At 57.5% G+C, this 24,755-nt stretch carries 25 protein-coding genes; 18 read left to right on the forward strand and 7 right to left on the reverse strand.

The genetic code is table 11. The features are described from left to right. Nucleotides 1-30: 30 nt before the first annotated feature. The gene (gene mrcA / locus LG383_RS20705; protein ID WP_225760063.1) at nucleotides 31-2,583 is read right to left on the reverse strand and encodes a peptidoglycan glycosyltransferase/peptidoglycan DD-transpeptidase MrcA; all 2,553 of its coding nucleotides are present in this window, start codon (nucleotides 2,581-2,583) and stop codon (nucleotides 31-33) included. Nucleotides 2,584-2,703: 120 nt separating this feature from the next. Here mrcA and LG383_RS20710 point away from each other — a divergent pair, with 120 nt between their 5' ends. The 12 genes from LG383_RS20710 (at nucleotide 2,704) to trpS (ending at nucleotide 12,679) form a co-directional block, all read left to right on the forward strand. Beyond that, entirely contained in the window at nucleotides 2,704-3,486 is a 783-nt protein-coding gene (locus tag LG383_RS20710) for a DNA utilization protein HofM (RefSeq protein ID WP_106995205.1), read from the forward strand. Further along, nucleotides 3,483-4,022, forward strand: a complete 540-nt coding sequence (locus tag LG383_RS20715) for a PilN domain-containing protein (RefSeq protein WP_225760064.1) — start codon at nucleotides 3,483-3,485, stop codon at nucleotides 4,020-4,022. Before LG383_RS20710 ends, LG383_RS20715 begins: the two co-directional genes overlap by 4 nt. Beyond that, nucleotides 4,006-4,467 (forward strand): hypothetical protein, encoded by a 462-nt coding sequence (locus tag LG383_RS20720; protein ID WP_225760065.1) that lies wholly within the window; start codon nucleotides 4,006-4,008, stop codon nucleotides 4,465-4,467. The genes LG383_RS20715 and LG383_RS20720 overlap by 17 nt, the downstream gene beginning before the upstream one ends. Next, on the forward strand, nucleotides 4,457-4,804 hold the full coding sequence (locus tag LG383_RS20725) for a HofP DNA utilization family protein (protein ID WP_225760066.1): 348 nt from the start codon (nucleotides 4,457-4,459) through the stop codon (nucleotides 4,802-4,804). The genes LG383_RS20720 and LG383_RS20725 overlap by 11 nt, the downstream gene beginning before the upstream one ends. Then, a complete protein-coding gene (hofQ, locus tag LG383_RS20730) occupies nucleotides 4,767-6,002 on the forward strand; it encodes a DNA uptake porin HofQ (protein WP_225760067.1) in 1,236 nt (411 codons plus the stop codon). Before LG383_RS20725 ends, hofQ begins: the two co-directional genes overlap by 38 nt. A gap of 296 nt (nucleotides 6,003-6,298) precedes the next feature. After that, nucleotides 6,299-6,820, forward strand: coding sequence for a shikimate kinase AroK (gene aroK / locus LG383_RS20735; RefSeq protein WP_010436374.1), 522 nt, complete (start codon nucleotides 6,299-6,301; stop codon nucleotides 6,818-6,820). Nucleotides 6,821-6,877: 57 nt separating this feature from the next. Next, a complete protein-coding gene (gene aroB, locus LG383_RS20740) occupies nucleotides 6,878-7,966 on the forward strand; it encodes a 3-dehydroquinate synthase (protein WP_166184387.1) in 1,089 nt (362 codons plus the stop codon). Between the two features lie 91 nt (nucleotides 7,967-8,057). Beyond that, nucleotides 8,058-9,329 carry a cell division protein DamX gene (gene damX / locus LG383_RS20745; protein ID WP_225760068.1) on the forward strand — a complete coding sequence of 424 codons (1,272 nt, stop codon included), beginning with the start codon at nucleotides 8,058-8,060 and terminating at the stop codon, nucleotides 9,327-9,329. Between the two features lie 67 nt (nucleotides 9,330-9,396). Further along, nucleotides 9,397-10,209 (forward strand): adenine-specific DNA-methyltransferase, encoded by an 813-nt coding sequence (gene dam / locus LG383_RS20750; protein ID WP_106995199.1) that lies wholly within the window; start codon nucleotides 9,397-9,399, stop codon nucleotides 10,207-10,209. A 41-nt stretch (nucleotides 10,210-10,250) separates the two neighbouring features. Continuing rightward, complete coding sequence (gene rpe, locus LG383_RS20755; RefSeq protein ID WP_106995198.1) at nucleotides 10,251-10,928, forward strand: ribulose-phosphate 3-epimerase; 678 nt, start codon at nucleotides 10,251-10,253, stop codon at nucleotides 10,926-10,928. Then, nucleotides 10,921-11,682, forward strand: coding sequence for a phosphoglycolate phosphatase (gph, locus tag LG383_RS20760; protein WP_106995197.1), 762 nt, complete (start codon nucleotides 10,921-10,923; stop codon nucleotides 11,680-11,682). Before rpe ends, gph begins: the two co-directional genes overlap by 8 nt. Continuing rightward, on the forward strand, nucleotides 11,675-12,679 hold the full coding sequence (gene trpS / locus LG383_RS20765) for a tryptophan--tRNA ligase (protein WP_106995196.1): 1,005 nt from the start codon (nucleotides 11,675-11,677) through the stop codon (nucleotides 12,677-12,679). Before gph ends, trpS begins: the two co-directional genes overlap by 8 nt. A gap of 147 nt (nucleotides 12,680-12,826) precedes the next feature. On the opposite strand, the gene LG383_RS20770 is transcribed toward trpS, so the two are convergent. From LG383_RS20770 to nirB, 5 genes are all read right to left on the reverse strand, one after another. Continuing rightward, on the reverse strand, nucleotides 12,827-12,997 hold the full coding sequence (locus LG383_RS20770; protein ID WP_032614785.1) for a YhfL family protein: 171 nt from the start codon (nucleotides 12,995-12,997) through the stop codon (nucleotides 12,827-12,829). Nucleotides 12,998-13,131: 134 nt separating this feature from the next. Continuing rightward, complete coding sequence (gene cysG / locus LG383_RS20775; protein ID WP_225760069.1) at nucleotides 13,132-14,505, reverse strand: siroheme synthase CysG; 1,374 nt, start codon at nucleotides 14,503-14,505, stop codon at nucleotides 13,132-13,134. A gap of 14 nt (nucleotides 14,506-14,519) precedes the next feature. Then, nucleotides 14,520-15,329 carry a nitrite transporter NirC gene (gene nirC, locus LG383_RS20780; protein ID WP_106995194.1) on the reverse strand — a complete coding sequence of 270 codons (810 nt, stop codon included), beginning with the start codon at nucleotides 15,327-15,329 and terminating at the stop codon, nucleotides 14,520-14,522. A gap of 162 nt (nucleotides 15,330-15,491) precedes the next feature. Beyond that, the gene (nirD, locus tag LG383_RS20785; RefSeq protein ID WP_032614780.1) at nucleotides 15,492-15,818 is read right to left on the reverse strand and encodes a nitrite reductase small subunit NirD; all 327 of its coding nucleotides are present in this window, start codon (nucleotides 15,816-15,818) and stop codon (nucleotides 15,492-15,494) included. Beyond that, the gene (nirB, locus tag LG383_RS20790; protein WP_106995193.1) at nucleotides 15,815-18,358 is read right to left on the reverse strand and encodes a nitrite reductase large subunit NirB; all 2,544 of its coding nucleotides are present in this window, start codon (nucleotides 18,356-18,358) and stop codon (nucleotides 15,815-15,817) included. Before nirB ends, nirD begins: the two co-directional genes overlap by 4 nt. Nucleotides 18,359-18,598: 240 nt before the next feature. On the opposite strand from nirB, the gene LG383_RS20795 reads away from it, so the two are divergent. Further along, nucleotides 18,599-19,915, forward strand: coding sequence for a cytosine deaminase (locus LG383_RS20795; RefSeq protein WP_225760070.1), 1,317 nt, complete (start codon nucleotides 18,599-18,601; stop codon nucleotides 19,913-19,915). Between the two features lie 4 nt (nucleotides 19,916-19,919). On the opposite strand, the gene tsgA is transcribed toward LG383_RS20795, so the two are convergent. Then, nucleotides 19,920-21,104 carry an MFS transporter TsgA gene (tsgA, locus tag LG383_RS20800; protein ID WP_106995191.1) on the reverse strand — a complete coding sequence of 395 codons (1,185 nt, stop codon included), beginning with the start codon at nucleotides 21,102-21,104 and terminating at the stop codon, nucleotides 19,920-19,922. Nucleotides 21,105-21,382: 278 nt separating this feature from the next. On the opposite strand from tsgA, the gene ppiA reads away from it, so the two are divergent. The 5 genes from ppiA (at nucleotide 21,383) to LG383_RS20825 (ending at nucleotide 24,725) form a co-directional block, all read left to right on the forward strand. After that, the gene (ppiA, locus tag LG383_RS20805) at nucleotides 21,383-21,955 is read left to right on the forward strand and encodes a peptidylprolyl isomerase A (protein ID WP_032614775.1); all 573 of its coding nucleotides are present in this window, start codon (nucleotides 21,383-21,385) and stop codon (nucleotides 21,953-21,955) included. Between the two features lie 108 nt (nucleotides 21,956-22,063). After that, nucleotides 22,064-22,231 carry a YhfG family protein gene (locus LG383_RS20810; protein ID WP_166184367.1) on the forward strand — a complete coding sequence of 56 codons (168 nt, stop codon included), beginning with the start codon at nucleotides 22,064-22,066 and terminating at the stop codon, nucleotides 22,229-22,231. Further along, on the forward strand, nucleotides 22,221-22,823 hold the full coding sequence (locus tag LG383_RS20815; RefSeq protein ID WP_225760071.1) for a putative adenosine monophosphate-protein transferase Fic: 603 nt from the start codon (nucleotides 22,221-22,223) through the stop codon (nucleotides 22,821-22,823). The genes LG383_RS20810 and LG383_RS20815 overlap by 11 nt, the downstream gene beginning before the upstream one ends. A gap of 30 nt (nucleotides 22,824-22,853) precedes the next feature. Then, nucleotides 22,854-23,417 carry an aminodeoxychorismate synthase component 2 gene (pabA, locus tag LG383_RS20820; RefSeq protein WP_225760072.1) on the forward strand — a complete coding sequence of 188 codons (564 nt, stop codon included), beginning with the start codon at nucleotides 22,854-22,856 and terminating at the stop codon, nucleotides 23,415-23,417. An 87-nt stretch (nucleotides 23,418-23,504) separates the two neighbouring features. Further along, nucleotides 23,505-24,725 carry an aspartate aminotransferase family protein gene (locus LG383_RS20825; protein WP_225760073.1) on the forward strand — a complete coding sequence of 407 codons (1,221 nt, stop codon included), beginning with the start codon at nucleotides 23,505-23,507 and terminating at the stop codon, nucleotides 24,723-24,725. Nucleotides 24,726-24,755: the final 30 nt, after the last annotated feature.

Raw genomic sequence — 24,755 nt, forward strand, 5'->3', positions numbered from 1 at the left:
CCTCTCCCAACGGGAAAGGGGGCAGACGTTTTAGAACAGCTCTTGTGTCTCGCCGTTATCAATCAGTGTTGTACCCACCTCATGCACCGCCTGATGCGTTGGCTGCGTGCCTTCGATGAAATACTCTTCCCGACTGCTGCCGCCATTGGACAGCTGACCGCTGTAGCGATCGATATTGACCGTCACTACGCCTGGCGGTGGCGTTAATGGCTGCTCCGGCACGCCGTCCAGCAGCATCTTCATAAAGGCATCCCACGCTGGCTGAGCACTTTTGGCCCCGCCTTCGTAACCGGAAATCTGATCCTTAATCGCCCCGGACGCCGTGGTACGGCCTAAATCACGGCGGTGATCGTCAAAGCCGATCCACACCGAGGTCACCGCACCAGGACCGTAACCTGAGAACCAGGCATCTTTCGAACTGTTGGTGGTCCCGGTCTTGCCGCCAATATCCTTGCGCTGCAGATCGCGACCGGCACGCCAGCCTGTACCCTGCCAGCCCGGCTCGCCAAAGATATTGCTGTTCAGCGCGCTTTTGATCAGGAACGCCAGCTGCGTATTGATCACATGCGGGGCGTATTCCTGAGCACCGGTCTGCGCAACCAGCGCCTGGTTAGCCTGCTCAAGCTGCGGCATCGGCACCGCCGCGTTTTGTTGCGACTGAGAAATGGCGACATCTTCCGTGTCCTGGTTGTTCAGGGATTCTGATTTTGGCGTATCACCATAAATCACCGGAATGTCACACTCTGCGCAGGCAATTTTCGGTTTCGCTTCGAACAGGACGCCGCCCTGATCGTTCTCGATTTTGCTGATGAAGAACGGATCGACCAGGAAGCCGCCGTTCGCCATCACCGCATAACCGCGCGCAACCTGCAGCGGGGTAAAGGAGGCAGAGCCCAGCGCCAGCGACTCGGTATGCACGATGTTCTGTGCCGGGAAGCCGAAGCGTTGCAGATACTCCGCCGCGTAATCGACGCCCATGGCGCGCATGGCGCGAACCATCACCACGTTCTTCGACTGCCCCAGCCCCTGACGCAGGCGAATCGGTCCGGCGTACTCGGCCGGTGAGTTTTTTGGCCGCCAGTCGGAACCAGCCCCGGCGTCCCAGCGGGAGATTGGCACATCATTGAGAATACTGGCGAGGGTCAGGCCTTTATCCATGGCCGCGGTGTAGAGGAACGGCTTGATATTGGAGCCGACCTGGCGCAGCGCCTGGGTAGCACGGTTAAATTTGCTCTGGTTGAAATCGAAGCCGCCCACCAGCGCCAGCACCGCGCCGTTATGCGGGTCGATGGAGACCAGCGCGGAGTTAACGTCCGGGATCTGTCCCAGCCACCAGGCGTCGTTCACCTGACGGACCCAGATCTGCTGACCCGCCTGTACCGCATCGGTCACTTTGCGCGGGGTTGCGCCCTGCTGCGTATCTGAACGATACGGACGCGCCCAGCGGATGCCCTCCATGCGCAGCGACACCGAGGTGCCGTCCGCGAGCATCGCGGTGGCTTCCTGCGGAGTGGCATGGGTCACCACTGCCGCCACAAACGGCCCGTAGCCCGGGAGCGGTTTCAGGGTATCGGTGATCTTTTTGCTGTCCCAGGCGGGCTCGCCCACCTTCCACAGCACGTTTGACGGGCCGCGGTAGCCGTGGCGCATGTCGTAATCAATCACGTTGTTACGCACCGCCTGCTGCGCGCCCTGCTGGACGTTGCGGCTGATGGTGGTATAGACGCGGTAACCATCTTCGTAGGCCTGCTCGCCGTAGCGGGAGACCATCTCCTGGCGCACCATCTCGCTGAGATAGGGTGCGGAGAAGGCAATTTCCGGCGCATGGTAGTTGGCGTCAATCGCCTCGTTGCGCGCCTGATCGAACTGGGTTTGGCTGATATAGCCTTCGCTCAGCATACGCGACAGCACCACGTTGCGGCGGGCGGTTGCGCGATTGAGGGAGTAGAGCGGGTTGAAGGTGGAGGGCGCCTTCGGCAGACCAGCGATGGTCGCCATTTCACTCAGGGTTAACTGTTCAATGGATTTGCCAAAATAGACCTGCGCCGCCGCACCCACACCATAGGCACGGTAGCCGAGATAGATCTTGTTGAGGTACAGCTCCAGGATCTCATCTTTATTCAGCATCTGCTCAATGCGGATCGCCAGGAACACTTCCTTCACCTTACGTATCAGCGTTTTTTCAGGGCTCAGGAAGAAGTTACGTGCCAGCTGCTGGGTAATGGTACTCGCACCCTGAGAGGCATGGCCGGAGAACAGCGCCACGCTTGCGGCACGGAAAATCCCCACCGGATCGACGCCATGGTGCTCATAAAAGCGGCTGTCCTCGGTGGCAATAAAGGCTTTCACCATGACGGGTGGGATCTGATCCAGGGTCAGCGGGATACGGCGCTTCTCACCGTACTGGGCGATAAGCTCGCCATCCGTGCTGTAGACCTGCATCGGGATCTGGAGTCGTACATCACGAAGCGTGGCGACATCAGGCAGTTGCGGCTCAATATATTTGTACAAACCAAAAATCGAGCCTGCTCCAAGCAGAATGCAACAGACTGCAAGGATCAATAAATACTTTACGAACTTCACTGGAGATTTCCCATTTAGTTTGAACTGGGCAGTTTCTAAACAATCGCGCGGTAGTATAAAGGCAAGCCTGTAGCATTGATATAGCCGTTATCCCCCGGGACGATAAGGAGATCGTGAAACATGGCGTTTAAAACATGGCATACAGGCGTTCATATTCAACAGGATAAGGTGCTGGCCGTCGCGCTGGTGCGCGAAAAGTCGGGATGGGGGTTGCGCCGCTGGTGGCAGCTTCCCCTGGCGGCGGGCATTATCCGCGACGGGCAAATTCTTCAGCCCGAACAACTGGCTGCGGCGCTGCGCGAATGGCGCCAGATGCTGCCTCATCAACATCACATTTTTCTCGCCTTTCCGGCCGCCCGTACCCTACAGCGCACGCTGCCGCGCCCATCGATGACCCTGCGGGACAGCGAACAGGCCGCCTGGATCGCCGCGGCGATAAGCCGTGAGCTGGAGATGCCCCCCGATGCCCTGCGGTTTGACTATGCGGAAGATACCTTCAGCCAGGCGTATCACGTGACGGCGGCGCAGAATAAGGAGATCGCGACGCTGCTGGAGCTGGCCCGGGTACTGCGTTTGCGGCTGGCAACGGTCACACCTGATGCCGGGGCGCTGGCGCACCTGCTGCCCTTTGTGCAAGCTCCGGCCCAGTGCGTTGCCTGGCGCGACCGGGACCAGTGGCTCTGGGCGATGCGCCACCAGTGGGGCCGACGCGGGCTGGCGGAGGCCCCGGACGTCGATCGGCTGGCCGCTCTGCTGGCGCTCAGGGTCGACGAAATCGCCTGCTGTGGGGCGGGCAACTTCGACCCCTGGTGCGTGCTATCCCGCACCCAGCCGCCGCTGCCGGAAAACGGGGCGGACTTCAGCGTCGCGCTGGCGCTGGCGACCGGAGAGTACTCCCGATGAGGACGGCCAATCTTCTGCCGTGGCGTCAACAGCAACGACATCGCTGCCTGCGCTTCTGGGGGCTGATGTTTACCGGCTCGCTGCTGCTGGCGCTGATGCTCTGCGCCGCTATTCGGGCCAGCAATCCCCTGGTAACACGCGCTTACGCGCTACGACAACAAAGCGATCTGGCCCTGCGTCAGGGGCTGGAGCAGCGGCACAAGCAGTGGACGGCGTTACAGGCCCGGCAACAGCAACAGCAGCGGTGGGCAGTTCACAAAGCGAAGACCGAAGCCTGGCAACCGGCATTGATCGCCTTATCCCGCCTCCTGCCGGAGCAAGCGTGGCTGGCGCAGCTACGCTTCCAGCATCCAACCCTCTCGCTGACCGGCTACGCCGCCACGCAGCCCGCCCTTGCGGCGCTGGAGACGGCACTACGTCAGATACCAGGCTTTACCCCCGGTGCCCCGGGGGAGATGCGACAGGATGCCCAGGGCCGCTGGCAGTTTAGCTGGACGCTGACCCGGAAGGAGAGTGGTGATGCGGATCCCTCCTGACAGCTGGTATGCCATGACGCCGCGCGGCCGCTGCCTGTGCTGGGGGCTCAGTTCAGCGTTACTGCTGAGCTGCCTCACCGGGATGCAATGGCGAATGCAGGATCGGCAGACCGCAACGCAGCAGGCTCAGCACACGCGCAATGTCGAGGCCCATGCCCGGCTGTGGACCGCCGTGCGTAAGCTCTTACCCCCTGACGACGCACAATCTGCCGTGGCAGCAGAGCCATTTTCGCCGCTGGCGTTTGATACCGATGCGCTGCGGATGGTTCGCTGGCAGCCCGGGGGAGCAGGGGGCGAACTGGTGATGGAGGCGACGTGGGCGCAGATCCCCTCCCTGTTTGCCACGCTCGCCCGGCGCGACGTTGCGGTGGGGCGTTTTAGCATTCAGCCCGGGCAGAACAGGTTACAGATAGTCATGCAGCTGGAGCGTCAGGATGCGGGTTAAGTGCGGAGTGCTGCTATTACTGCCGCTGCTTCTTGGCCTGCGGGATCCCTTTCAGGCCCCGGAATCACGCTGCCCGACTGCCGCACTGCGGCAGTGGCGTTATGTCGGGGTGGTGCTGGGTAAGGTGCCGGTGGCGATCATCAGGGATGAAAGGTCGCGCTGGCTGCGCCTTCGTCACGGCGACACGCTGGCGCAAGGCGGACGGGTGGCGGCGCTGGATGAAAAAGAACTGGTCATCGATATGCCCGGGACGTGTGAACCGGCGCAGTGGCGATGGCAACGACAAGGAACGAAACAGGATGAAAACAGGGATCGTGGCATTACTGCTGGTGGGTAGCCAGGCGCTGGCCGCGGAGCCGGCACCGGTGAGCCTGGTGGTGGATGAGGTGCCGGTCGCCCAGCTTCTGCAGGCGCTGGCGGAGCAGGAGAACCGCAACATGATTATCTCCCCGGGCGTCAGCGGCAATGTCTCTCTGCGTCTGCAGGAGGTGCCCTGGCAGCAGGCGATCCAGACGGTAGTCACCAGCGCCGGGCTGGTCATGCGCCAGCAGGCGGGCATTTTTTATATCCATACCGCCGACTGGCAGCAGCAACAGCAGGCCAGAAAAGAGGCCGAGCGAACAAAACGGCAGCTCAGCGCGCCGCTGGAGGCGCGGAGTTTTCCCCTCTCTTATGCCGATGCAGGAGATTTACAGGCGGCTGCCGAAAAGCTCCTCAGCCCAAAAGGCAGCCTGGCGGTAGACAAGCGCACCAATCGCCTGCTGGTGCGCGATACCCGGGCTGCGCTGGAGGCACTCCAGCACTGGGTAGCGCAGATGGATCTCCCCGTGGCTCAGGTAGAGCTGGCTGCGCATATCGTCAGCATGAGTGAGAAAAGCCTGCGCGAGCTGGGGGTGAAGTGGAATCTGGCTCAGGGGCAGCAGCCCGGTAAGTCCGGACAGCTGACGATGCTCAGCAGCGATCTGTCTGTCAACAATGCCACTACCCAGGTGGGGTTTAATATCGGGCGGATCAACGGTCGGCTGCTGGATCTCGAACTCTCCGCCCTGGAGCAGAAGCAGCAGGTCGATATCATTGCCAGCCCGCGCCTGCTGGCGTCGCACATGCAGCCCGCCAGCATCAAACAGGGCAGCGAGATCCCCTATCAGGTCTCAAGCGGCGAGAGCGGCGCGACGTCGGTTGAATTTAAAGAGGCGGTGCTGGGGATGGAGGTGACGCCGATGGTACTGGCCAACGGACGGGTACGCCTGAAGCTGCGTATCAGTGAGAACGCCCCGGGTCAGGTTCTGCAGCAGGCCGATGGCGAAACGCTGGCGATCGATAAGCAGGAGATTGAAACTCAGGTCGAGGTTAAAAGCGGTGAAACGCTGGCCTTAGGCGGAATTTTTTCTCAGAGGCATAAAACCGGCAGCGAAACTGTGCCAGGCTTGAGCCGTATTCCTTTACTGGGGCAACTTTTTCGTCATCAGGGAAAAGACAACGAACGCCGGGAGTTAGTGGTTTTTATCACGCCTCGTCTGGTTGCGACGCCTTAATGTCCCACAATGCCCCGCGTGATTTTGCATACTGTTTGTTGCAGATGTTTGACGTGGGGCATGAATTAGCATACAAGGAGTACCGATTTGAGAATCAGCTTACTCAATCTCACTCCTTAATAACTTAAGCGGCATGCAGGGTGATTTAATCTGTTGCCAAACAAGCATGAGTATTGAGATAATTTTTAGTCTGACTCTCGCTCTATCGCATATGAGGTTTCAGTTCATGTCCTGCTACGCACGATATCGGTGCAGCGGGTTTACCATTAACGAATAGTCTTAGTAGTACCGAAAAAATGGCAGAGAAACGCAATATCTTTCTGGTTGGGCCTATGGGTGCCGGCAAAAGCACTATTGGGCGCCAGTTAGCTCAACAACTCAATATGGAATTTTACGATTCTGATCAAGAGATTGAGAAACGAACCGGAGCTGATGTGGGCTGGGTCTTCGATGTAGAAGGCGAAGAGGGTTTCCGTGACCGTGAAGAAAAAGTCATTAATGAACTTACGGAAAAACAGGGCATTGTGCTGGCTACTGGCGGCGGCTCTGTAAAATCTCGCGAAACTCGCAACCGTCTCTCCGCCCGCGGTGTCGTGGTCTATCTCGAAACGACCATCGAAAAACAGCTGGCGCGTACGCAGCGTGATAAAAAACGCCCGTTGCTGCAGGTTGAGACACCTCCACGCGAAGTTCTGGAAGCCCTGGCTGGTGAACGCAATCCGCTGTACGAAGAGATTGCCGACGTCACCATTCGCACAGACGACCAGAGCGCTAAAGTGGTCGCAAACCAGATTATTCATATGCTGGAAAGCAACTGATTCTGGCTTTATATACACTCGCCTGCGGGTAAAAGCATTTAAGGTGGATGTCGCGCTATGGAGAGGATTACAGTCACTCTCGGTGAACGGAGTTACCCTATCACTATCGCGGCTGGTTTGTTTAACGACCCAGCTTCCTTCTTACCACTGAAAGCGGGTGATCAGGCAATGCTGGTCACCAACGAGACGCTGGCTCCGCTTTATCTCGACTCTGTGCGTCAGCGCCTTGAACAGGCTGGCGTGAAGGTCGACAGTGTGATTCTGCCTGATGGCGAGCAGTATAAAAGCCTGACGGTACTGGATACCGTCTTTACCGCATTACTGCAAAAACCGCATGGTCGCGATACTACACTGCTGGCGTTAGGCGGCGGTGTTGTTGGCGATCTTACGGGGTTTGCTGCGGCAAGCTATCAGCGTGGCGTACGTTTTATTCAAATTCCTACCACGCTGTTGTCGCAGGTCGACTCTTCTGTTGGCGGCAAAACAGCCGTTAACCATCCGCTTGGCAAAAACATGATTGGCGCGTTCTACCAGCCCGCTTCGGTGGTGGTGGATCTCGACTGTCTGCAAACCCTGCCTCAGCGTGAGCTGGCGTCGGGCCTGGCGGAAGTGATCAAGTACGGCATTATTCTGGACGGCGCGTTCTTTAGCTGGCTGGAAGAGAATATGGATGCCTTATTGCGCCTGGATGGTCAGGCGATGGCGTACTGTATTCGCCGCTGCTGTGAGCTGAAAGCAGAAGTCGTGGCCGCAGACGAGCGCGAAACAGGCTTACGTGCTTTACTGAATCTGGGACATACCTATGGTCATGCTATCGAAGCCGAAATGGGCTACGGTAACTGGCTGCATGGCGAGGCCGTGGCGGCGGGAATGGTAATGGCCGCGCGCACCTCGGAACGTCTGGGTCAGTTCAGCAAGGCGGATACGCAACGCATTATCACGCTGCTTGAGCGTGCCGGGTTACCGGTGACGGGGCCGCGTGAAATGTCTGCGCAGGCCTACCTGCCGCATATGATGCGTGATAAAAAAGTATTAGCAGGCGAGATGCGTCTGGTACTCCCGCTTGCGATAGGTAAGAGTGAAGTGCGTGGCGGTGTGCCGCACGATGTAGTTCTTGGCGCTATTGCTGATTGTCAGCAGGCGTAACTATTAGAAAGGTCCGGCTGCGGTAAACGTAGCCATTTTGCTTCAGGTGATGTGCAAAGTCGTAGGCATAAGCCTTTTAGTGGGGTGTTAAATGGATGAATTCAAACCAGAAGACGAGCTGAAACCCGATCCCAGCGATCGTCGTACTGGTCGTACTCGCCAGGCTTCAGAACGCGATAACGAGCCGCAAATTAACTTCGACGAGGTCGATGTAGAAAACGACGACCCTCGTCCTTCGCGTGGCCGTGCTGCCCGCGACGAGCGTGAAGAAGATTTTGAGTCTGAAGATGATTCAGTGGACGAAGCGCCCGTAGAGCGCCGCCCGCGTAAGCGTAAAGCCGCTCCGGCGAAACCCGCTTCCCGCCAGTATATTATGATGGGGCTGGGGGTGCTGGTCCTGCTGCTGCTGATTATCGGCGTCGGCTCTGCACTTAAAGCCCCGTCGAGCAATCCAGCCGATCAGCGCGCCTCTACTGAGAAGAGTGTCGATCTTTCCGGTAATGCTGCCGATCAGGCCAACGGCACCCAGCCTGCGCCAGGGACCACCTCTGCCGAGAATACTCAGCAGGAGATCTCTCTGCCGCCAGTCGCATCCACACCAACCCAGGGCCAGGCACCGGCAACCCCGGAAGGCCAGCAGCGTGTTGAAGTGCAGGGCGATCTGAACAATGCGCTGACGCAACAGCAGAATCAGCAGCAGGTTAACAACGTGGTGGTCAACTCCACGCTGCCGACCGAGCCTGCCACCGTAGCGCCAATCCGTGGTGCGACCGGGCAACAGCAGACCGCGGCGACAGAAACTGCGCCACGTCAGACTAAGCCTGCCCAGCATCAGGAACGTAAGCAGACGGTGATTGAGCCGAAGCGTGAAGTGAAGCCGCAACCAGTGGCGAAAGCGGAAACGCCAAAAGCCGTCGCCCAGCCGAAGCACACTGAAACTGCAGCCAGCGCACCAGCGAAAGCCCCTGCAGCGACAGCAACGGCACCGAAAGCGACCGCAACGCCAGCACCGACGGCGACAGCCGCGGCACCAGCGGCAGCCGCACCTGCAGCCACTGCCAGCACCGGTAAATCGTCAGGGAATGTGAGTTCACTGAAGTCTGCGTCATCCAGCAACTACACGCTGCAGTTGAGCAGTTCTTCCAACTATGACAACCTGAACAGCTGGGCGAAAAAGACGAACCTGAAGAACTTTGTCGTCTATGAGACCACCCGTAACGGTCAGCCGTGGTATGTGCTGGTAAGCGGCGTGTATGCTTCGAAAGATGAAGCAAAACGCGCGGTCGCCACACTGCCAGCCGATGTTCAGGCGAAAAACCCATGGGCGAAGCCGATCCGTCAGGTTCAGTCCGATTTGAAGTAATCTGTGAAGCGCAGGATGCTGTCGGAGCTTTCTCCACAGCCGGAGAAGGTGTAATCAGTTAGTCAGCATGAAAAAAAATCGCGCTTTTCTGAAATGGGCAGGGGGGAAATACCCCCTGCTCGATGATATTAAACAACGCCTGCCTGCGGGCGAGTGTCTTGTCGAACCCTTTGTGGGCGCGGGCTCGGTATTCCTCAATACCGACTACTCCCGCTATATCCTTGCGGATATCAACAGCGACCTTATCGACCTCTATAACATCGTAAAGCTGCGTACCGACGAGTACGTGGATGAGGCGCGTAAGCTGTTTACCCCTGAGAACAACAACCCGGACGTTTACTACCAGCTCCGCGCTGAGTTTAATCAGTGCGAGGATAAGTTCCGTCGGGCGCTATTGTTCCTCTACCTCAACCGCCATGGCTACAACGGCCTGTGCCGGTATAATCTGCGTGGACAATTCAACGTGCCCTTCGGTCGCTACAAGCGTCCCTATTTCCCTCAGGCCGAGTTGTATCACTTTGCTGAAAAAGCGCAGAATGCGGAGTTCCATTGCCTCTCGTATGAAGAGTGTATGGATAAAGCTGACGCCGATTCGGTGGTCTACTGCGATCCGCCGTACGCCCCTCTGTCGGCAACGGCGAACTTCACCGCTTATCACACCAACAGCTTCAGTCCTGCCGAGCAGGCGCGTCTGGCGGAAATGGCGGAAAAGCTGGTCAGCAAAAGAATTCCGGTGTTAATTTCGAATCACGATACGCCTGATACGCGCGAATGGTACAAGGCCGCAGATCATTATCAGGTCAAAGTCCGGCGCAGCATCAGCAGCAACGGCGGTACACGTAAAAAGGTGGACGAACTGCTGGCTCTCTATCTCCCCTGAGCCGTTTCGCCCGCCGTTAAACAAAGTTCAAGGAGATGCGGATGAAACAGTATTTGATTGCACCCTCAATTCTTTCGGCTGATTTTGCCCGGCTGGGCGAAGATACCGCGAAAGCCCTCGCTGCCGGTGCGGATGTCGTTCATTTCGACGTTATGGATAACCACTACGTGCCTAACCTGACCATCGGCCCGATGGTCCTCAAGGCACTGCGCAACTACGGCGTGACCGCCCCTATTGACGTGCATCTGATGGTGAAGCCGGTCGACCGCATCGTGCCGGATTTTGCCGCCGCGGGTGCCAGCATCATCACCTTCCATCCTGAAGCTTCCGAACACGTTGACCGCACCCTGCAGCTGATCAAAGAGCACGGCTGTAAAGCTGGCCTGGTGTTTAACCCGGCCACGCCATTGAGCTATCTCGATCACGTGATGGACAAGCTGGACGTGATCCTGCTGATGTCCGTGAACCCGGGCTTCGGCGGGCAGTCTTTCATTCCACATACTCTGGATAAGCTGCGCGAAGTGCGTCGTCGTATCGACGAATCCGGTTTTGATATCCGTCTCGAAGTGGACGGCGGCGTGAAGGTGAGCAACATCGGTGAAATCGCCGCGGCGGGCGCAGATATGTTTGTGGCCGGTTCAGCGATCTTCGATCAGCCGGACTACAAAAAAGTTATTGATGAAATGCGCAGTGAACTGGCGAAGGTAAGTCATGAATAATTTGCAGGCAATTCGGGGCGTAGCGTTTGACCTCGACGGTACGCTGGTAGACAGCGCGCCAGGCTTAACCGCGGCGGTAGATCAGGCGCTGTATGCGCTGGAGCTGCCGGTAGCGGGCGAAGATCGCGTGATCACGTGGATCGGTAACGGGGCAGACGTGCTGATGGAGCGCGCGCTGACCTGGGCGCGTCAGGAGCGTGCCATTCAGCGTGCAGCGCAGGGCAAACCTGGCGTCGATCACGCGGATATCCCGCAGGAAGAGCAACTTCGCGTGCTGCGTAAGTTGTTCAACCGTTTCTATGAAGAGACGGTGGAAGAGGGCAGCTTCCTGTTTCCGGATGTGGCCGGCACGCTGAGCGCGCTGCATGCTGAAGGCATGCCGCTGGCGCTGGTGACCAACAAACCGACGGCCTTTGTCGCACCCTTGCTGGAAGCGCTGGATATCGCCAAATACTTCTCGGTAATTGTCGGCGGCGATGACGTGCAGAATAAGAAGCCGCATCCCGAACCGCTGTTGCTGGTGGCAGGAAAATTATCCTTAACGCCGGACGCGCTGCTCTTTGTCGGGGATTCACGCAATGATATTCTGGCGGCCAGGGCTGCAGGTTGCCCGTCCGTTGGCCTGACCTATGGCTATAACTACGGTGAATCCATTACGCTGAGTGAGCCGGATTTCGTCTTCGACCACTTCAAAGATTTACTGCCCGTTCTCGGGCTTTCGCACAGTGAAAATCAGGAATTGAAAAATGACTAAGCCCATCGTATTTAGTGGTGCACAGCCCTCAGGTGAACTGACCATTGGCAACTATATGGGTGCGCTGCGTCAGTGGGTGGGCATGCAGGATGACTATCATTGCATCTACTGCATCGTGGATTTGCATGCGATCACCGCCCGTCAGGATCCAGAAAAACTGCGTAAAGCGACCCTCGACACTCTTGCGCTGTATCTGGCTTGCGGTATCGATCCTGAGAAAAGCACCATCTTCGTTCAGTCTCACGTTCCGGAACATGCCCAACTGGGCTGGGCCCTGAACTGCTACACCTATTTCGGTGAACTGAGCCGAATGACCCAGTTTAAGGACAAATCGTCCCGTTACGCTGAAAACATCAACGCTGGCCTGTTTGATTATCCGGTACTGATGGCGGCGGACATTCTGCTGTATCAGACCAACCAGGTCCCGGTGGGTGAAGACCAGAAGCAGCATCTGGAGCTGAGCCGCGATATTGCCCAGCGTTTCAACGCGATTTACGGCGATGTCTTCAAGGTGCCAGAGCCGTTCATTCCGAAGTCCGGTGCCCGCGTGATGTCCCTGCTGGAGCCGACCAAAAAGATGTCCAAGTCGGACGATAACCGCAACAACGTGATTGGCCTGCTGGAAGATCCGAAAGCGGTGGTGAAGAAGCTTAAGCGTGCGGTCACCGACTCTGACGAGCCGCCAGTGGTGCGTTATGACGTGCAGAATAAAGCGGGCGTCTCTAACCTGCTGGATATTCTCTCTGGCGTGACTGGCCAGAGCATCCCGGAGCTGGAGCAGCACTTCGAAGGGAAAATGTACGGCCACCTGAAAGGTGAAGTGGCTGATGCGGTCTCCGGCATGCTGACCGAGCTGCAGGCGCGCTACAACCAGTTCCGTAACGACGAAGCCTTCCTGCAGAAGATAATGAAAGACGGCGCCGAGAAAGCCAGCGCGCGCGCCTCTGAAACGCTGAAAGCGGTGTACGAAGCGATTGGGTTTGTAGCTAAGCCGTAGGTAAATGTAAAACGGTAACATGGTTACCGTTTTTAGGGTTTGTACCCTCTCCCTGTGGGAGAGGGCCAGGGTGAGGGCATCAGGCCGCGATGCTCTCGCCAATAAAAAAACCGGGAAATTCCCGGTTTTTTTATGCCTGAAAAAGGCTTACTGATTTGCTGCCGGGCCGCAGCCGCCGATGATCTTGGAGATCGAGATCGCCGGGTGCAGCAGGTAGTCGTAGCTGCAGTTATTTTTGGTGTTTTGCACGTGGCCGGTGCACGCCGTCAGGGTAGTTAAGATGCCTGCAACCAGGGCAATCTTTGCCAGTTTGAACATAACGCTTCCTTGTGTGTAACTTGAGGGAATATATAGAGAATGCGCTTTCGCGGAAGGTATGTTATCGATAGCGGTAAGAGAGGAGTAGTCCATAACAGGACTACTCATTTTGCGGGGAATATGTTCAGTCTGGCTTAGTGATTTGAGAACCAGTTAAGCTTGTCACGCAGCGCCACCACCCGGCCCACCACGATCAGCGCCGGGCTTTCGACCTGCTGGGCCAGCTCGCCCAACTGGGTTAACACGCCACTGACCACACGCTGTTTAATCGAGGTGCCGTTCTCCACCAGCGCAACCGGCATCTCTGCATCCATACCGTGGTCGAGCAGTTTAGCCTGAATGGTCGCCGCCTGGTTTAGCCCCATATAGAACACCAGAGTCTGTTTCTCTGCGGCCAGGTTATGCCAGTCCAGCTCGCTGCCGGTTTTCAAGTGGCCGGTAACCAGGCGCACGCTCTGGGCGTAGTCACGGTGGGTCAACGGGATACCAGAATAGGCCGAGCAGCCGGAGGCGGCAGTAATGCCCGGCACCACCGAGAACGGAATACCCGCCTCGCACAGCGTCTCCAGCTCCTCACCGCCGCGCCCGAAGATAAAGGGATCCCCGCCTTTCAGACGCACCACGCGTTTGCCCTTCTGCGCTTCACGCAGCAGGATCTGGTTAATCTCTTCCTGGGGGACGCAGTGATACCCGGCACGTTTGCCAACAAACACCCGATCCGCATCCCGGCGCACCAGGTTCATGATGTCGTCGGAGACCAGACGGTCATAAACCACGATATCCGCCTGCTGGATCTGCTGTAACCCTTTCAGGGTTAACAGCCCGGCATCGCCCGGACCAGCACCCACCAGCACCACTTCGCCCCGGTGATCGAGCGGGGCATTGATCAGCTGCTCGGTGGTTTCTTCCACGGCTTTCCGATCCTGATTCGCCAGCGACTGCGCCAGCCGATCGTTTACGAAGAATTTTTCCCAGAAGCGGCGGCGTTCACCTACGGTAGCGAACTGCTTTTTCACCCGGGAGCGCAGCTGCCCCGCGTAGTGAGCCACCTGGCCCAGATGCTGCGGCAGGATCGCTTCCAGCTTTTCGCGCAGCAGACGCGCCAGCACGGGAGAGGTCCCGCCGGAGGAGACGGCGACCATCAACGGGGAGCGGTCAATAATCGACGGCATGATAAAGCTCGCCTCTTTCGGCGCATCCACCACGTTGCAGAAGATCCGTCGCGCTTCGCAGGCGTCGCTGACCCGCTGGTTAACCGCATCGTTATCAGTAGCGGCAATGGTCAGCCAGCAGGTATCGAGCAGTGATTCCTGGAACTCACCCTCGACGAGAGTGAGCATCCCTTCCTGCGCCCACACGGTGAATTGCGGGGCGAAGTCGAGGGCATTGACGGTGAGTCGGGCACCTGCCTCTAACAGCAGGCGGGCTTTACGTTCAGCCACATCGCCACCCCCTACCAGCAGGCAGTCGCGATTGCGTAATTGACAGAATATTGGCAGGTGATCCACGACATTACCTCTTCTTACTGGTTGGCTTTCGCCTGAACGGTTGCGATGGTAGCCGGAGTCGGACGCTCCGCTTTAGGGGTAGCATACCAGTAACCCCAACCCATAAATACAACCCCAGAAAGGGTATTGCCAAGCGTTACCCACAACAGGTTATGACCGATACCTGACAGCGTATAGGCTTCGCTGTGGTGACCGAACCAGGAGAGGGCAAACAGGGTCATGTTGGCGACGGAGTGCTCATAGCCGGAAGCGATAAAGGCCAGCAAACACCACCAGATGGCGATAAATTTCGCGGCGCCTTCGGTACGGATTGCCATCCAGATAGCAAGACAGACCAGCCAGTTACAGAGCGCGCCCTTGAAGAACAGTACCATCGCCGGTGCGGAGGTTTTTGCCAGCGCGACGGTGTGCACGAGGCTGGTATCCACCGGCAGCAGGCTACCGCCGCCCCAGCTGTAGAGCAGGGCGACAAACACCGAGCCCACCAGGTTACCCAGCCAGGTTTGCGGCAGGATCGCCCACATCTGGCCCTGCGTGATGGTGCCCGCTTTGACGCCCAGGGTCAGGAACATGGTGTGGCCGGTGAACAGTTCAGAACCGGCGATGATCACCAGGGTCAGGGCGATACCAAAGGTGGCGCCCATTACCAGCGGACGCACGGACGGATCGACCAGATTACCGAGGGTGAAAATTAAAATGATCCCGAGGCCGACATAGGCGCCCGCCATGGCGGAACTGATCCAGAAGCCGAGAGGACTGTTTTTGCTGAGACGTGCGATGCGGGCAGCATTAGCCGCACACTTATTAATAGTGTCTGTAAACATTTGATTATCCTGAGTAATGAAAAATAAACGCTAAAAACTAAATCGTAGGCCGGATAAGAAGCGAGCTTCGCCATCCGGCAATTGCCCGGCGACGCTGCGCTTGCAGGGCCTACAAAATCAAATTCAAAAACAAATAGCGGGGGCGTTGCGCCCCCGTATTAATTAGCCTCTCAGCTGTACCTTGCCGTCTTTGACGCGGACGTCATAGTGCTTCACGGAGCGGCTCTCATCTTCCATACAGTGACCGTCGCTCAGGCGGAAACGCTGTTTTTTCAGCGGGCTGGCAACCCACAGCTCGCCCTGATGCTCAGCGATGATCCCGCGGGAGAGCACGCTGGCCTCGAAGAACGGGTCGATATTGCTGATGGCAAAGACCTGTTCGTCGTGGCGTGGACGGAAAATGGCGACCTGCTCATGGCCTAACAGCGCGCACACGCCGGTGGCAGGCAGGATCTCGTCGATTTTGCAGATGTTGACCCACTGGCTCATACATTTTCCTCCACCAGCATGACCGGAATGCGTTCATAAGGTGTCGCCGGGCGATGCTGCTCGCGCTCTGGCACCACCTGCACGCTCGGGTCGCGCTGGGTGCTGTTAATAAAGTGTTTGAAGCGAACCTGCGCCGCCGGGGTGTTGACGGTTTCAGTCCATTCGCAAATCACGGCGTCACGCAGGCGCGCCATCTCTTCTTCCAGCGTTGCGTTCAGGCCGAGTTTGTCGTCGATGATGACCGACTTCAGGTAGTCGATGCCGCCTTCCAGATTATCCAGCCACGGCGCGGTACGGGTCAGTTTGTCCGCGGTACGGATGTAGAACATCATGAAGCGGTCGAGGTATTTGATCAGCGTTTCGCGGTCGATATCCGCCGCCAGCAGGTCCGCATGACGCGGTTTCATCCCGCCGTTACCGCAGACGTACAGGTTCCAGCCTTTCTCGGTGGCGATGATGCCCACGTCTTTACCCTGCGCTTCGGCACATTCACGGGTACAGCCGGAGACGCCGAACTTCATTTTGTGCGGGGTACGGATGCCTTTGTAGCGGTTTTCCAGCTCGACGCCGAAGCCGACGCTGTCGCCCACGCCGTAGCGGCACCAGGTGCTGCCCACGCAGGTCTTCGCCATACGCAGCGCTTTGGCATAGGCATGACCGGTTTCGAAGCCCGCTTCAATCAGCTGACGCCAGATTTCCGGCAGGTCGTCTTTCTGCGCGCCGAACAGACCGATACGCTGGGAACCGGTGATTTTGGTGTAGAGGTTAAATTCGCGGGCGATGCGGCCCACGGCCACCAGACCTTCCGGCGTGATTTCACCGCCAGCAGAGCGTGGGATCACCGAGTAGGTCCCGTCTTTCTGGATGTTAGCCAGGAAGTTGTCGTTGGTGTCCTGCAGCGGAGTGTGCTGCGGCTTGAGCACGTACTCATTCCAGCAGGAGGCCAGCAGGGAACCGACGGTCGGTTTACAGACTTCACACCCGTAGCCCTGGCCATGTTTCTGCAGCAGTTCGTCGAAGGATTTGATGCCTTCCACGCGGATCAGGTGGTACAGCTCCTGGCGAGAGTAAGCGAAGTGCTCGCACAGGTTGTTGTTCACTTCGATACCCTGTTTCGCCAGTTCGGCGTTGAGCACCTGGGTGACCAGCGGGATACAGCCGCCGCAGCCGGTCCCGGCTTTGGTTTCGGCTTTCAGCGCCGCCACAGTATGGCAGCCCTTGTTGATGGCGGAGATCAGCATGCCTTTGGTGACATCGAAGCAGGAGCAAATCTGCGCGCTGTCCGGCAGTTTATCGACACCAATCGACGGCTTACCGCTGGCCGCATGGGCTGGCAGGATCAGTGCGTCCGGGTTCTCCGGCAGTTCGATGGCGTTCAGCACCAGTTGCAGCAGGTTGCCGAAGTCGCTGGTATCACCCACCAGCACCGCCCCGAGCAGGGTTTTGTTGTCCGGGCTGACGATAAGACGCTTATAAACTTCTTTGCTTTCATCGAGGTAGACGTAGCTGCGGGAGTTTGGTGTGCGGCCATGTGCATCACCAATACCGCCCACGTCCACGCCCAGCAGTTTCAGCTTGGCGCTCATGTCTGCGCCAGCGAAGGCGTTATCATTACCGAGGATGTGGTCAGCGGTGACCTGTGCCATTTTGTAGCCAGGGGCAACCAGACCGTAGACGTGATTATTCCAGCTGGCGCACTCACCGATGGCATAGATATCCGGATCGGAGGTCTGGCAGGTATCGTTGATCATGATACCGCCGCGCTGGGCAACGGCCAGGCCGCACTGGGTAGCCAGCTTGTCGCGCGGGCGAATACCGGTGGAGAAGACGATGAAGTCCACTTCCAGCTCGCTGCCGTCGGCAAAGCGCATGGTTTTACGCGCCTCGGTGCCTTCCTGAACAATCTCTTTAGTGTTTTTGCTGGTGTGAACTTTCACACCCATGCTCTCAATTTTGCGTTTGAGCTGATCGCCACCCATGTGGTCGAGCTGCTCTGCCATCAGCATCGGGGCAAATTCGATGACGTGGGTTTCAACGCCTAAGTTTTTCAGCGCGCCAGCGGCTTCGAGGCCGAGCAGACCGCCGCCAACCACCGCGCCGCGTTTGCTGCGGCGAGCGCAGGATTCGATGGCGTTGAGATCTTCAATGGTACGATAGACGAAGCAATCCTGAGTTTCTGACCCTTTGATCGGTGGGATCCACGGGTAAGAGCCAGTCGCCATGATCAGTTTGTCGTAAAAAACCGTGCGTCCCGCACTGGAATGAATCACTTTTTCCTGACGGTTGATGGTGATAGCGCGTTCGCCCACCAGCACCTTCACGCCATGTTTCTCGTAAAAACCTTCACGCACCAGAGAGAGCTCTTCGGCGGTGTGGTGAGAGAAGTAGGAGGAGAGGTGTACGCGGTCGTACGCTTTACGGGGTTCTTCACAGAACACGGTAATGTCGAACTGGGCGGCATCGGCTTTATCAAGAAGATCCTCAATAAAGCGGTGACCGACCATGCCGTTACCGATAATCGCGAGTCTGACTTTGCTCATTTTTGCCTCGATTTCTTTTCTATTACTGCCTACCTTAACGATTCAGCAACGGCACTTATTGATGCAAATCAAATACGCCTTAGACTACTCCTTAGTGAGTAGATTGCTGATTTGTCAGGTTTTTTCTAAGTAACGGAAATCGCAGGCTTTTCGTGATAGCCGATTTTGTGTACAAATTAGGGGGCTAATCTTATTGATCCGCTACTCCTAAATTTCAGCGCTCTTTTTCGGGAGAATACGATGTCTACAGCACCGCTTTGGCTTATCCAGAACGTCCGGTTACCGGGTCGGGACGGATTATGGCAACTGGCTATTGAGAACGGTCGTTTTGGCGAAATCACCCCGATGGGTGAAGGGCAGAACGAGAGCCATGAAGTCTTAAACGCGCGCGGTGGGCTGGCCCTTGCGCCGTTTATCGAACCGCATATTCATCTCGATACCACCCAGACCGCCGGGGAGCCGAACTGGAACCAGTCCGGCACGCTGTTTGAGGGCATCGAACGTTGGGCAGAGCGTAAGGCGCTGCTCAGCCATGAGGATGTCAAAGCCCGGGCGTGGAAGACCCTGAAGTGGCAGATCGCCAACGGCATCCAGTTTGTGCGTACCCATGTGGATGTCTCCGACCCCACGCTTACCGCCCTGAAGGCGATGCTGGAGGTGAAGCAGGAGGTCGCCCCGTGGGTTGAGCTGCAAATCGTCGCCTTCCCGCAGGAGGGGATCCTCTCTTATCCCAACGGCGCCGCCCTGCTGGAGGAGGCGTTACGGCTGGGGGCTGACGTGGTGGGTGCCATCCCGCACTTTGAGTTCACCCGCGAGTACGGCGTGCAGTCCCTGCATATCGCTTTTGAACTGGCGAAGAAGTACGACCGGCCGCTGGATATTCACTGCGATGAAATCGACGACGAGCAGTCGCGGTTTATCGAAACGGTGGCGACGCTGGCGTATGAGGCCGGGATCGGCCCGCGCGTCACCGCCAGCCATACCACTGCGATGCACTCTTATAACGGGGCCTATACCTCGCGGCTGTTCCGCCTGCTGAAGCTCTCCGGGATTAACTTTGTCGCCAATCCGCTGGTGAATATCCATCTGCAGGGGCGGTTTGACGACTACCCAAAACGCCGGGGCATCACCCGCGTGAAGGAGCTGCTGGAGGCGGGGATTAACGTCTGCTTCGGCCATGACGACGTGTTTGACCCTTGGTATCCGCTGGGCACCGGCAACATGCTGCAGGTCCTGCATATGGGGCTGCACGTCTGCCAGATGATGGGCTATCAGCAGATCGACAGCGGGCTGAATCTGATCACCCATAACAGCGCGCGGACCTTTGGCCTGAGCGATTACGGTATCGAAATGGGCAACCCGGCTAACCTGGTGATCCTGCCTGCGGAGACGGGCTTTGACGCGGTGCGGTGCCAGGTGCCGGTACGCTGGTCGATTCGTCAGGGGCGGGTGATTGCCACCACGCAGCTGGCGCAGACCTGGATCCAGATGGATAACGGGGGAGAAGAGGTGAGCTTTACCAGAAACAGCCCCTCTGCAGGAAGCAAAGGGGCGTGAGGGATCAATGAGACGCTGCTGCCACGTTATGCTGGCGGTGGCGGGTCACGAAGCCCAGCACCAGGCACATCACGAACACCACGGCGTAGAGACCGTTAGCGGTGTGTAACGCCGCCAGCGGGCCGCTGTGGGCCACAATCGGGCCGGTAACCACGAAGGTCAGCATGGTGCCGATGGTGCCGCAGGTGAGCACGAAGTTAACCAGTTTCGGCGAGGCCACTTTGGTCTGCAGGGAGCCCAGAGTAATGATTGAGGTATAAATGGCGCTGGAGAAGAAGCCGAGCGTCAGGATAAACCACGGCATCTGCTCCGGCGAACCGTTGATGAACAGATACATCAGGACGGTGGCGGCACCTGCCAGTACGGTGAGGATCCGCTGCAGATCGAAGAAGCGCAGGATAAAGCTGAACGCCCACATACCAAACATGTACGACATCCAGAAATCACTGACCAGCTGACCGGCATCGTTCAGGCTCATGCCCAGCCCTTTGGCATACTCTGGCACCCAGGAGATAAAGCCCAGCTGGCCGAGGATGTAGCACAGGGCGGCAACGGAGAGGAACAGCACGCCGATACCCCATTTCTCTTTCGCCACCGGTTCGCTGGTGGCCTGGGCTTTTTTGCCGAGTACCGGGAAATCACAGCCGAAGGTCAGGACGAAAATTGCCACGTAGACCAGGCCGATGCAGGCATAAACCCAGTACCACTCAATGCTGCGAGCCAGCAGAGCCGCAGCCACCATCGGGAAGATCATCCCTGCCATGCTGAAGAAGGAGTCGGTAAACAGCAGACGCGCGCCGCGCTGGCGGCCTTCATACATATGCGTAATGAGGAACGTGCCGATCGACATGGTGATCCCGCTGACCAGCCCGAGCACAAACATGGCGGCAGAGAACAGGGCGATGCTGTGGCTGAGCATCAGGCCCGCGACGGCGGCGACCATCAGCACAAAGCCGAAACGCAGCTGGGTTTTCAGGGGGACGATTTCCATCAGCCAGGCGTTCAGGAAGATGGAGATCAGGATCCCGGCGTTAAGGAAGGTGAAGGTGTTACTCATGCTGGAAACCGGCAGATTAAAATAGTCTGCGATATTTCCCATCACCATCCCGGTGACAATCACCAACGCACCGGTAAGGGCGTAGGAGAAGAAGCTGATCCATGTGAGCTTGATACGATTGCTGTTAGTCATGACTGGCCTGTGAATAGAAATGTAAAGCGCGTTGACGGCGCTGCGGGCGGCCAGATTTTAAGCGTGAATGTGATCTATTTAAATCTTTTATGGTTAATTAAACAAAAATTGCATGTTTTGATGTGATTTAGATCACGTTAACATCGGTGGCGTCAGTTTGCCCGGCGGTTACAACTGTTTCAAATGCGTAAAATTAGGTAAATGGCTGGCCTGGATCCATACTGCTCTTTAGAATCAAGCCATTCGCTTTCTTTACTGCGCTTTGTTAAGGAATTCTCATGCTCAAATCAACTCTGGCGGCTGTCGCGGCTGTACTCGCTCTCTCAGCCCTCTCTCCTGCTGCGCTGGCAGCAAAAGGAGACCCGCACGTTCTGTTGACCACCTCTGCCGGTAACATTGAGCTGGAACTGAACAGTCAGAAAGCCCCTGTTTCTGTGAAAAACTTCCTCGATTATGTGAACAGCGGTTTTTATAACGGCACCACCTTCCACCGCGTGATCCCGGGCTTTATGCTGCAGGGTGGCGGCTTCAACGAGCAGATGCAGCAGAAACAGCCGAACCCGCCAATCAAGAACGAAGCGGATAACGGCCTGCGCAACAGCCGCGGCACCATCTCGATGGCGCGTACTGCCGATAAAGACAGCGCCACCAGCCAGTTCTTCCTCAACGTGGCGGATAACGCCTTCCTCGACCACGGCCAGCGTGATTTTGGCTATGCGGTGTTTGGTAAAGTTGTGAAAGGCATGGATGTGGCCGATAAAATTTCTCAGGTGCAGACTCACGATGTCGGTCCGTACCAGAATGTGCCGACAAAACCGGTAGTTATCCTCTCTGCGAAAGTCCTGCCTTAATCCCTCATAGCGCGGGCAGGTTTTGCCCGCGTTACCTTTACCTCCCTGCGAAACCGCAGTTTGCTGCTTATACTTGTGGCAACACGGGCACAAGCAGGGAGGTAACAGGTGAAAAAACTCACTGATAAGCAAAAATCCCGTCTCTGGGAACAACAGCGAAACACGAATTTTCAGGCCAGCCGCCGCCTTGAAGGGGTCGACAGTCCATTAGTCACCCTCAGCGCAGATGAGGCGCAGCACCGTCTTGAGGAGTTAGGGAGGCAGCATGAGCGATAAATACGGCAACGATCGCGATCCCTATCTCTACCCGGAACTGAACGTGATGCGTAACCGGCTGGGCATTCGTCAGGCGGAACGCCTTGCGCAGGCCGCATATGAATTCACCGCGCTGCGCGCCGCGACCTTGCCTCTGGGGCCGCTGTTGCGCGGACTGCCGCACCTGTGCGCCATCCACCAGCATCTCTACCAGGATATTTTTGACTGGGCGGGTGATATTCGCGAAATCGATATTTATCAGGGGGATACCCGGTTCTGCCACTTCGCCTATATCGAAAAAGAGGGCAATGCCCTGATGCAGGATCTGGAGGAGGAGGGGTATCTCGTCGGACTGGAGAAAGCGGATTTTATTAATCGCCTTAGCCATTACTACTGCGAAATCAATGTCCTGCACCCGTTCCGCATCGGCAATGGTATTGTTCAGCGCATCTTCTTTGAACAGCTGGCGATCCATGCCGGGTATCAGCTCGACTGGCGCGGTATCGACCCAGAGGAGTGGGCCCAGGCCAACCAGAGCGGTGCGATGGGCGATCTGAGCGCGCTGAACACAATCTTCAGCAAAGTGGTAAGCGAAGCCCGGGAAACTGAGTAGAATAGGGCGGCCATTTTTTCAGGAGCCGCCATGATTCTGCTGATTGATAACTACGATTCCTTCACCTGGAACCTGTACCAGTATTTTTGCGAGCTGGGGGCGGAGGTGGTGGTCCGGCGCAACGACGTGCTCTCTCTGGAGGATGTCGCGGCGCTGAATCCTCAGAAAATTGTTGTCTCTCCCGGCCCCTGCACACCGGATGAGTCCGGGATCTCGCTGGCGGTGATCCAACACTATGCCGGTAAATTGCCGATCCTCGGCGTCTGCCTCGGGCATCAGGCCATCGGTCAGGTCTTTGGCGCGACGATCGTTCGTGCCGCCAAAGTGATGCACGGCAAAACCGCCCCGGTGACCCACAACGGCACGGGGGTCTTCTCTGGTCTGAATAATCCTCTCACCGTGACCCGCTATCATTCGCTGGTCATTGACCCGCCCACCTTACCCGACTGCTTTGAGGTCACCGCCTGGAGCGAGACCCGGGAGATCATGGGTATCCGCCATCGCGAATGGGATCTGGAAGGAGTGCAGTTCCACCCGGAAAGCATTCTCAGCGAACAGGGCCACCAGCTGCTGGCTAATTTCCTGAATCGTTGATTTTTAGTTGCCATGAAGTGATTTTTTAAGCATATTTCGTGATTATATTTTCACTTCTGCTTTTTGCTAAAAAAAGGGTGGGGTTACATGGCAACTGAACAATCTGCAATTACGCGCGCAACATTCGATGAAGTTATCCTGCCAATTTATGCACCGGCCGAGTTTATCCCGGTGAAGGGGAAAGGCAGCCGCGTCTGGGATCAGCAGGGTAAAGAGTATATTGATTTTGCGGGCGGCATTGCGGTGACGGCGTTAGGCCACTGTCACCCGGCGCTGGTCGAGGCGCTAAAAACCCAGGGGGAGACCCTGTGGCACACCAGCAACGTCTTTACCAACGAACCGGCTTTGCGTCTGGGACGTAAAATTATCGACGCCACCTTTGCCGAGCGCGTGCTGTTTATGAACTCCGGCACCGAAGCCAACGAAACGGCCTTTAAGCTGGCGCGCTACTACGCCTCCACTCGCCACAGCCCGTTCAAAACCAAAATCATCGCCTTCCACAACGCCTTCCACGGTCGTTCGCTGTTTACCGTGACCGTGGGCGGTCAGCCAAAATATTCCGACGGCTTTGGCCCGAAACCGGCCGATATCATCCACGTCCCGTTTAACGATCTGCATGCGGTAAAAGCGGTGATGGACGATCACACCTGCGCGGTGGTGGTTGAGCCGATTCAGGGTGAAGGCGGCGTGATGGCGGCAACCCCCGAGTTCCTGCAGGGGCTTCGCGAGCTGTGCGATCAGCACCAGGCCCTACTGGTGTTTGATGAAGTGCAGAGCGGCATGGGCCGCACCGGGGATCTGTTTGCCTACATGCACTATGGCGTGACCCCGGATATCCTGACCAGCGCTAAAGCGCTCGGCGGCGGTTTCCCGGTGAGCGCGGTGCTGACCACTCAGGATATCGCTTCGGCGTTCCACGTGGGCTCTCACGGCTCAACCTACGGCGGTAACCCGCTGGCGTGCGCGGTGGCTGGGGCAGCGTTCGATATTATCAACACCCCGGAAGTGCTGAGCGGCGTCAACACGAAGCGCGAGCAGTTTGTGAAGCACCTCCAGCAGATCGATGCCCAATACGATGTCTTCAGTGATATTCGCGGCATGGGGCTGCTGATTGGTGCCGAGCTGAAGCCGCAATACAAAGGCCGGGCGCGCGATTTCCTCTACGCCGCCGCCAGCGAAGGGGCGATGGTGCTCAATGCCGGGCCGGACGTGATGCGCTTTGCGCCGTCGCTGCTGGTGGAGAGCGAGGATATCGACGAAGGGATGAGCCGTTTTGCCGCCGCGGTGAAGCGCGTGGTTCAGCCGTAAGTGAGATGCCGGGTAAGCGCAGCGCCACCC

The organism is Leclercia sp. Marseille-Q4284 (genome assembly GCF_916618945.1).
In the GTDB taxonomy this organism is placed as follows: domain Bacteria; phylum Pseudomonadota; class Gammaproteobacteria; order Enterobacterales; family Enterobacteriaceae; genus Enterobacter; species Enterobacter tamurae.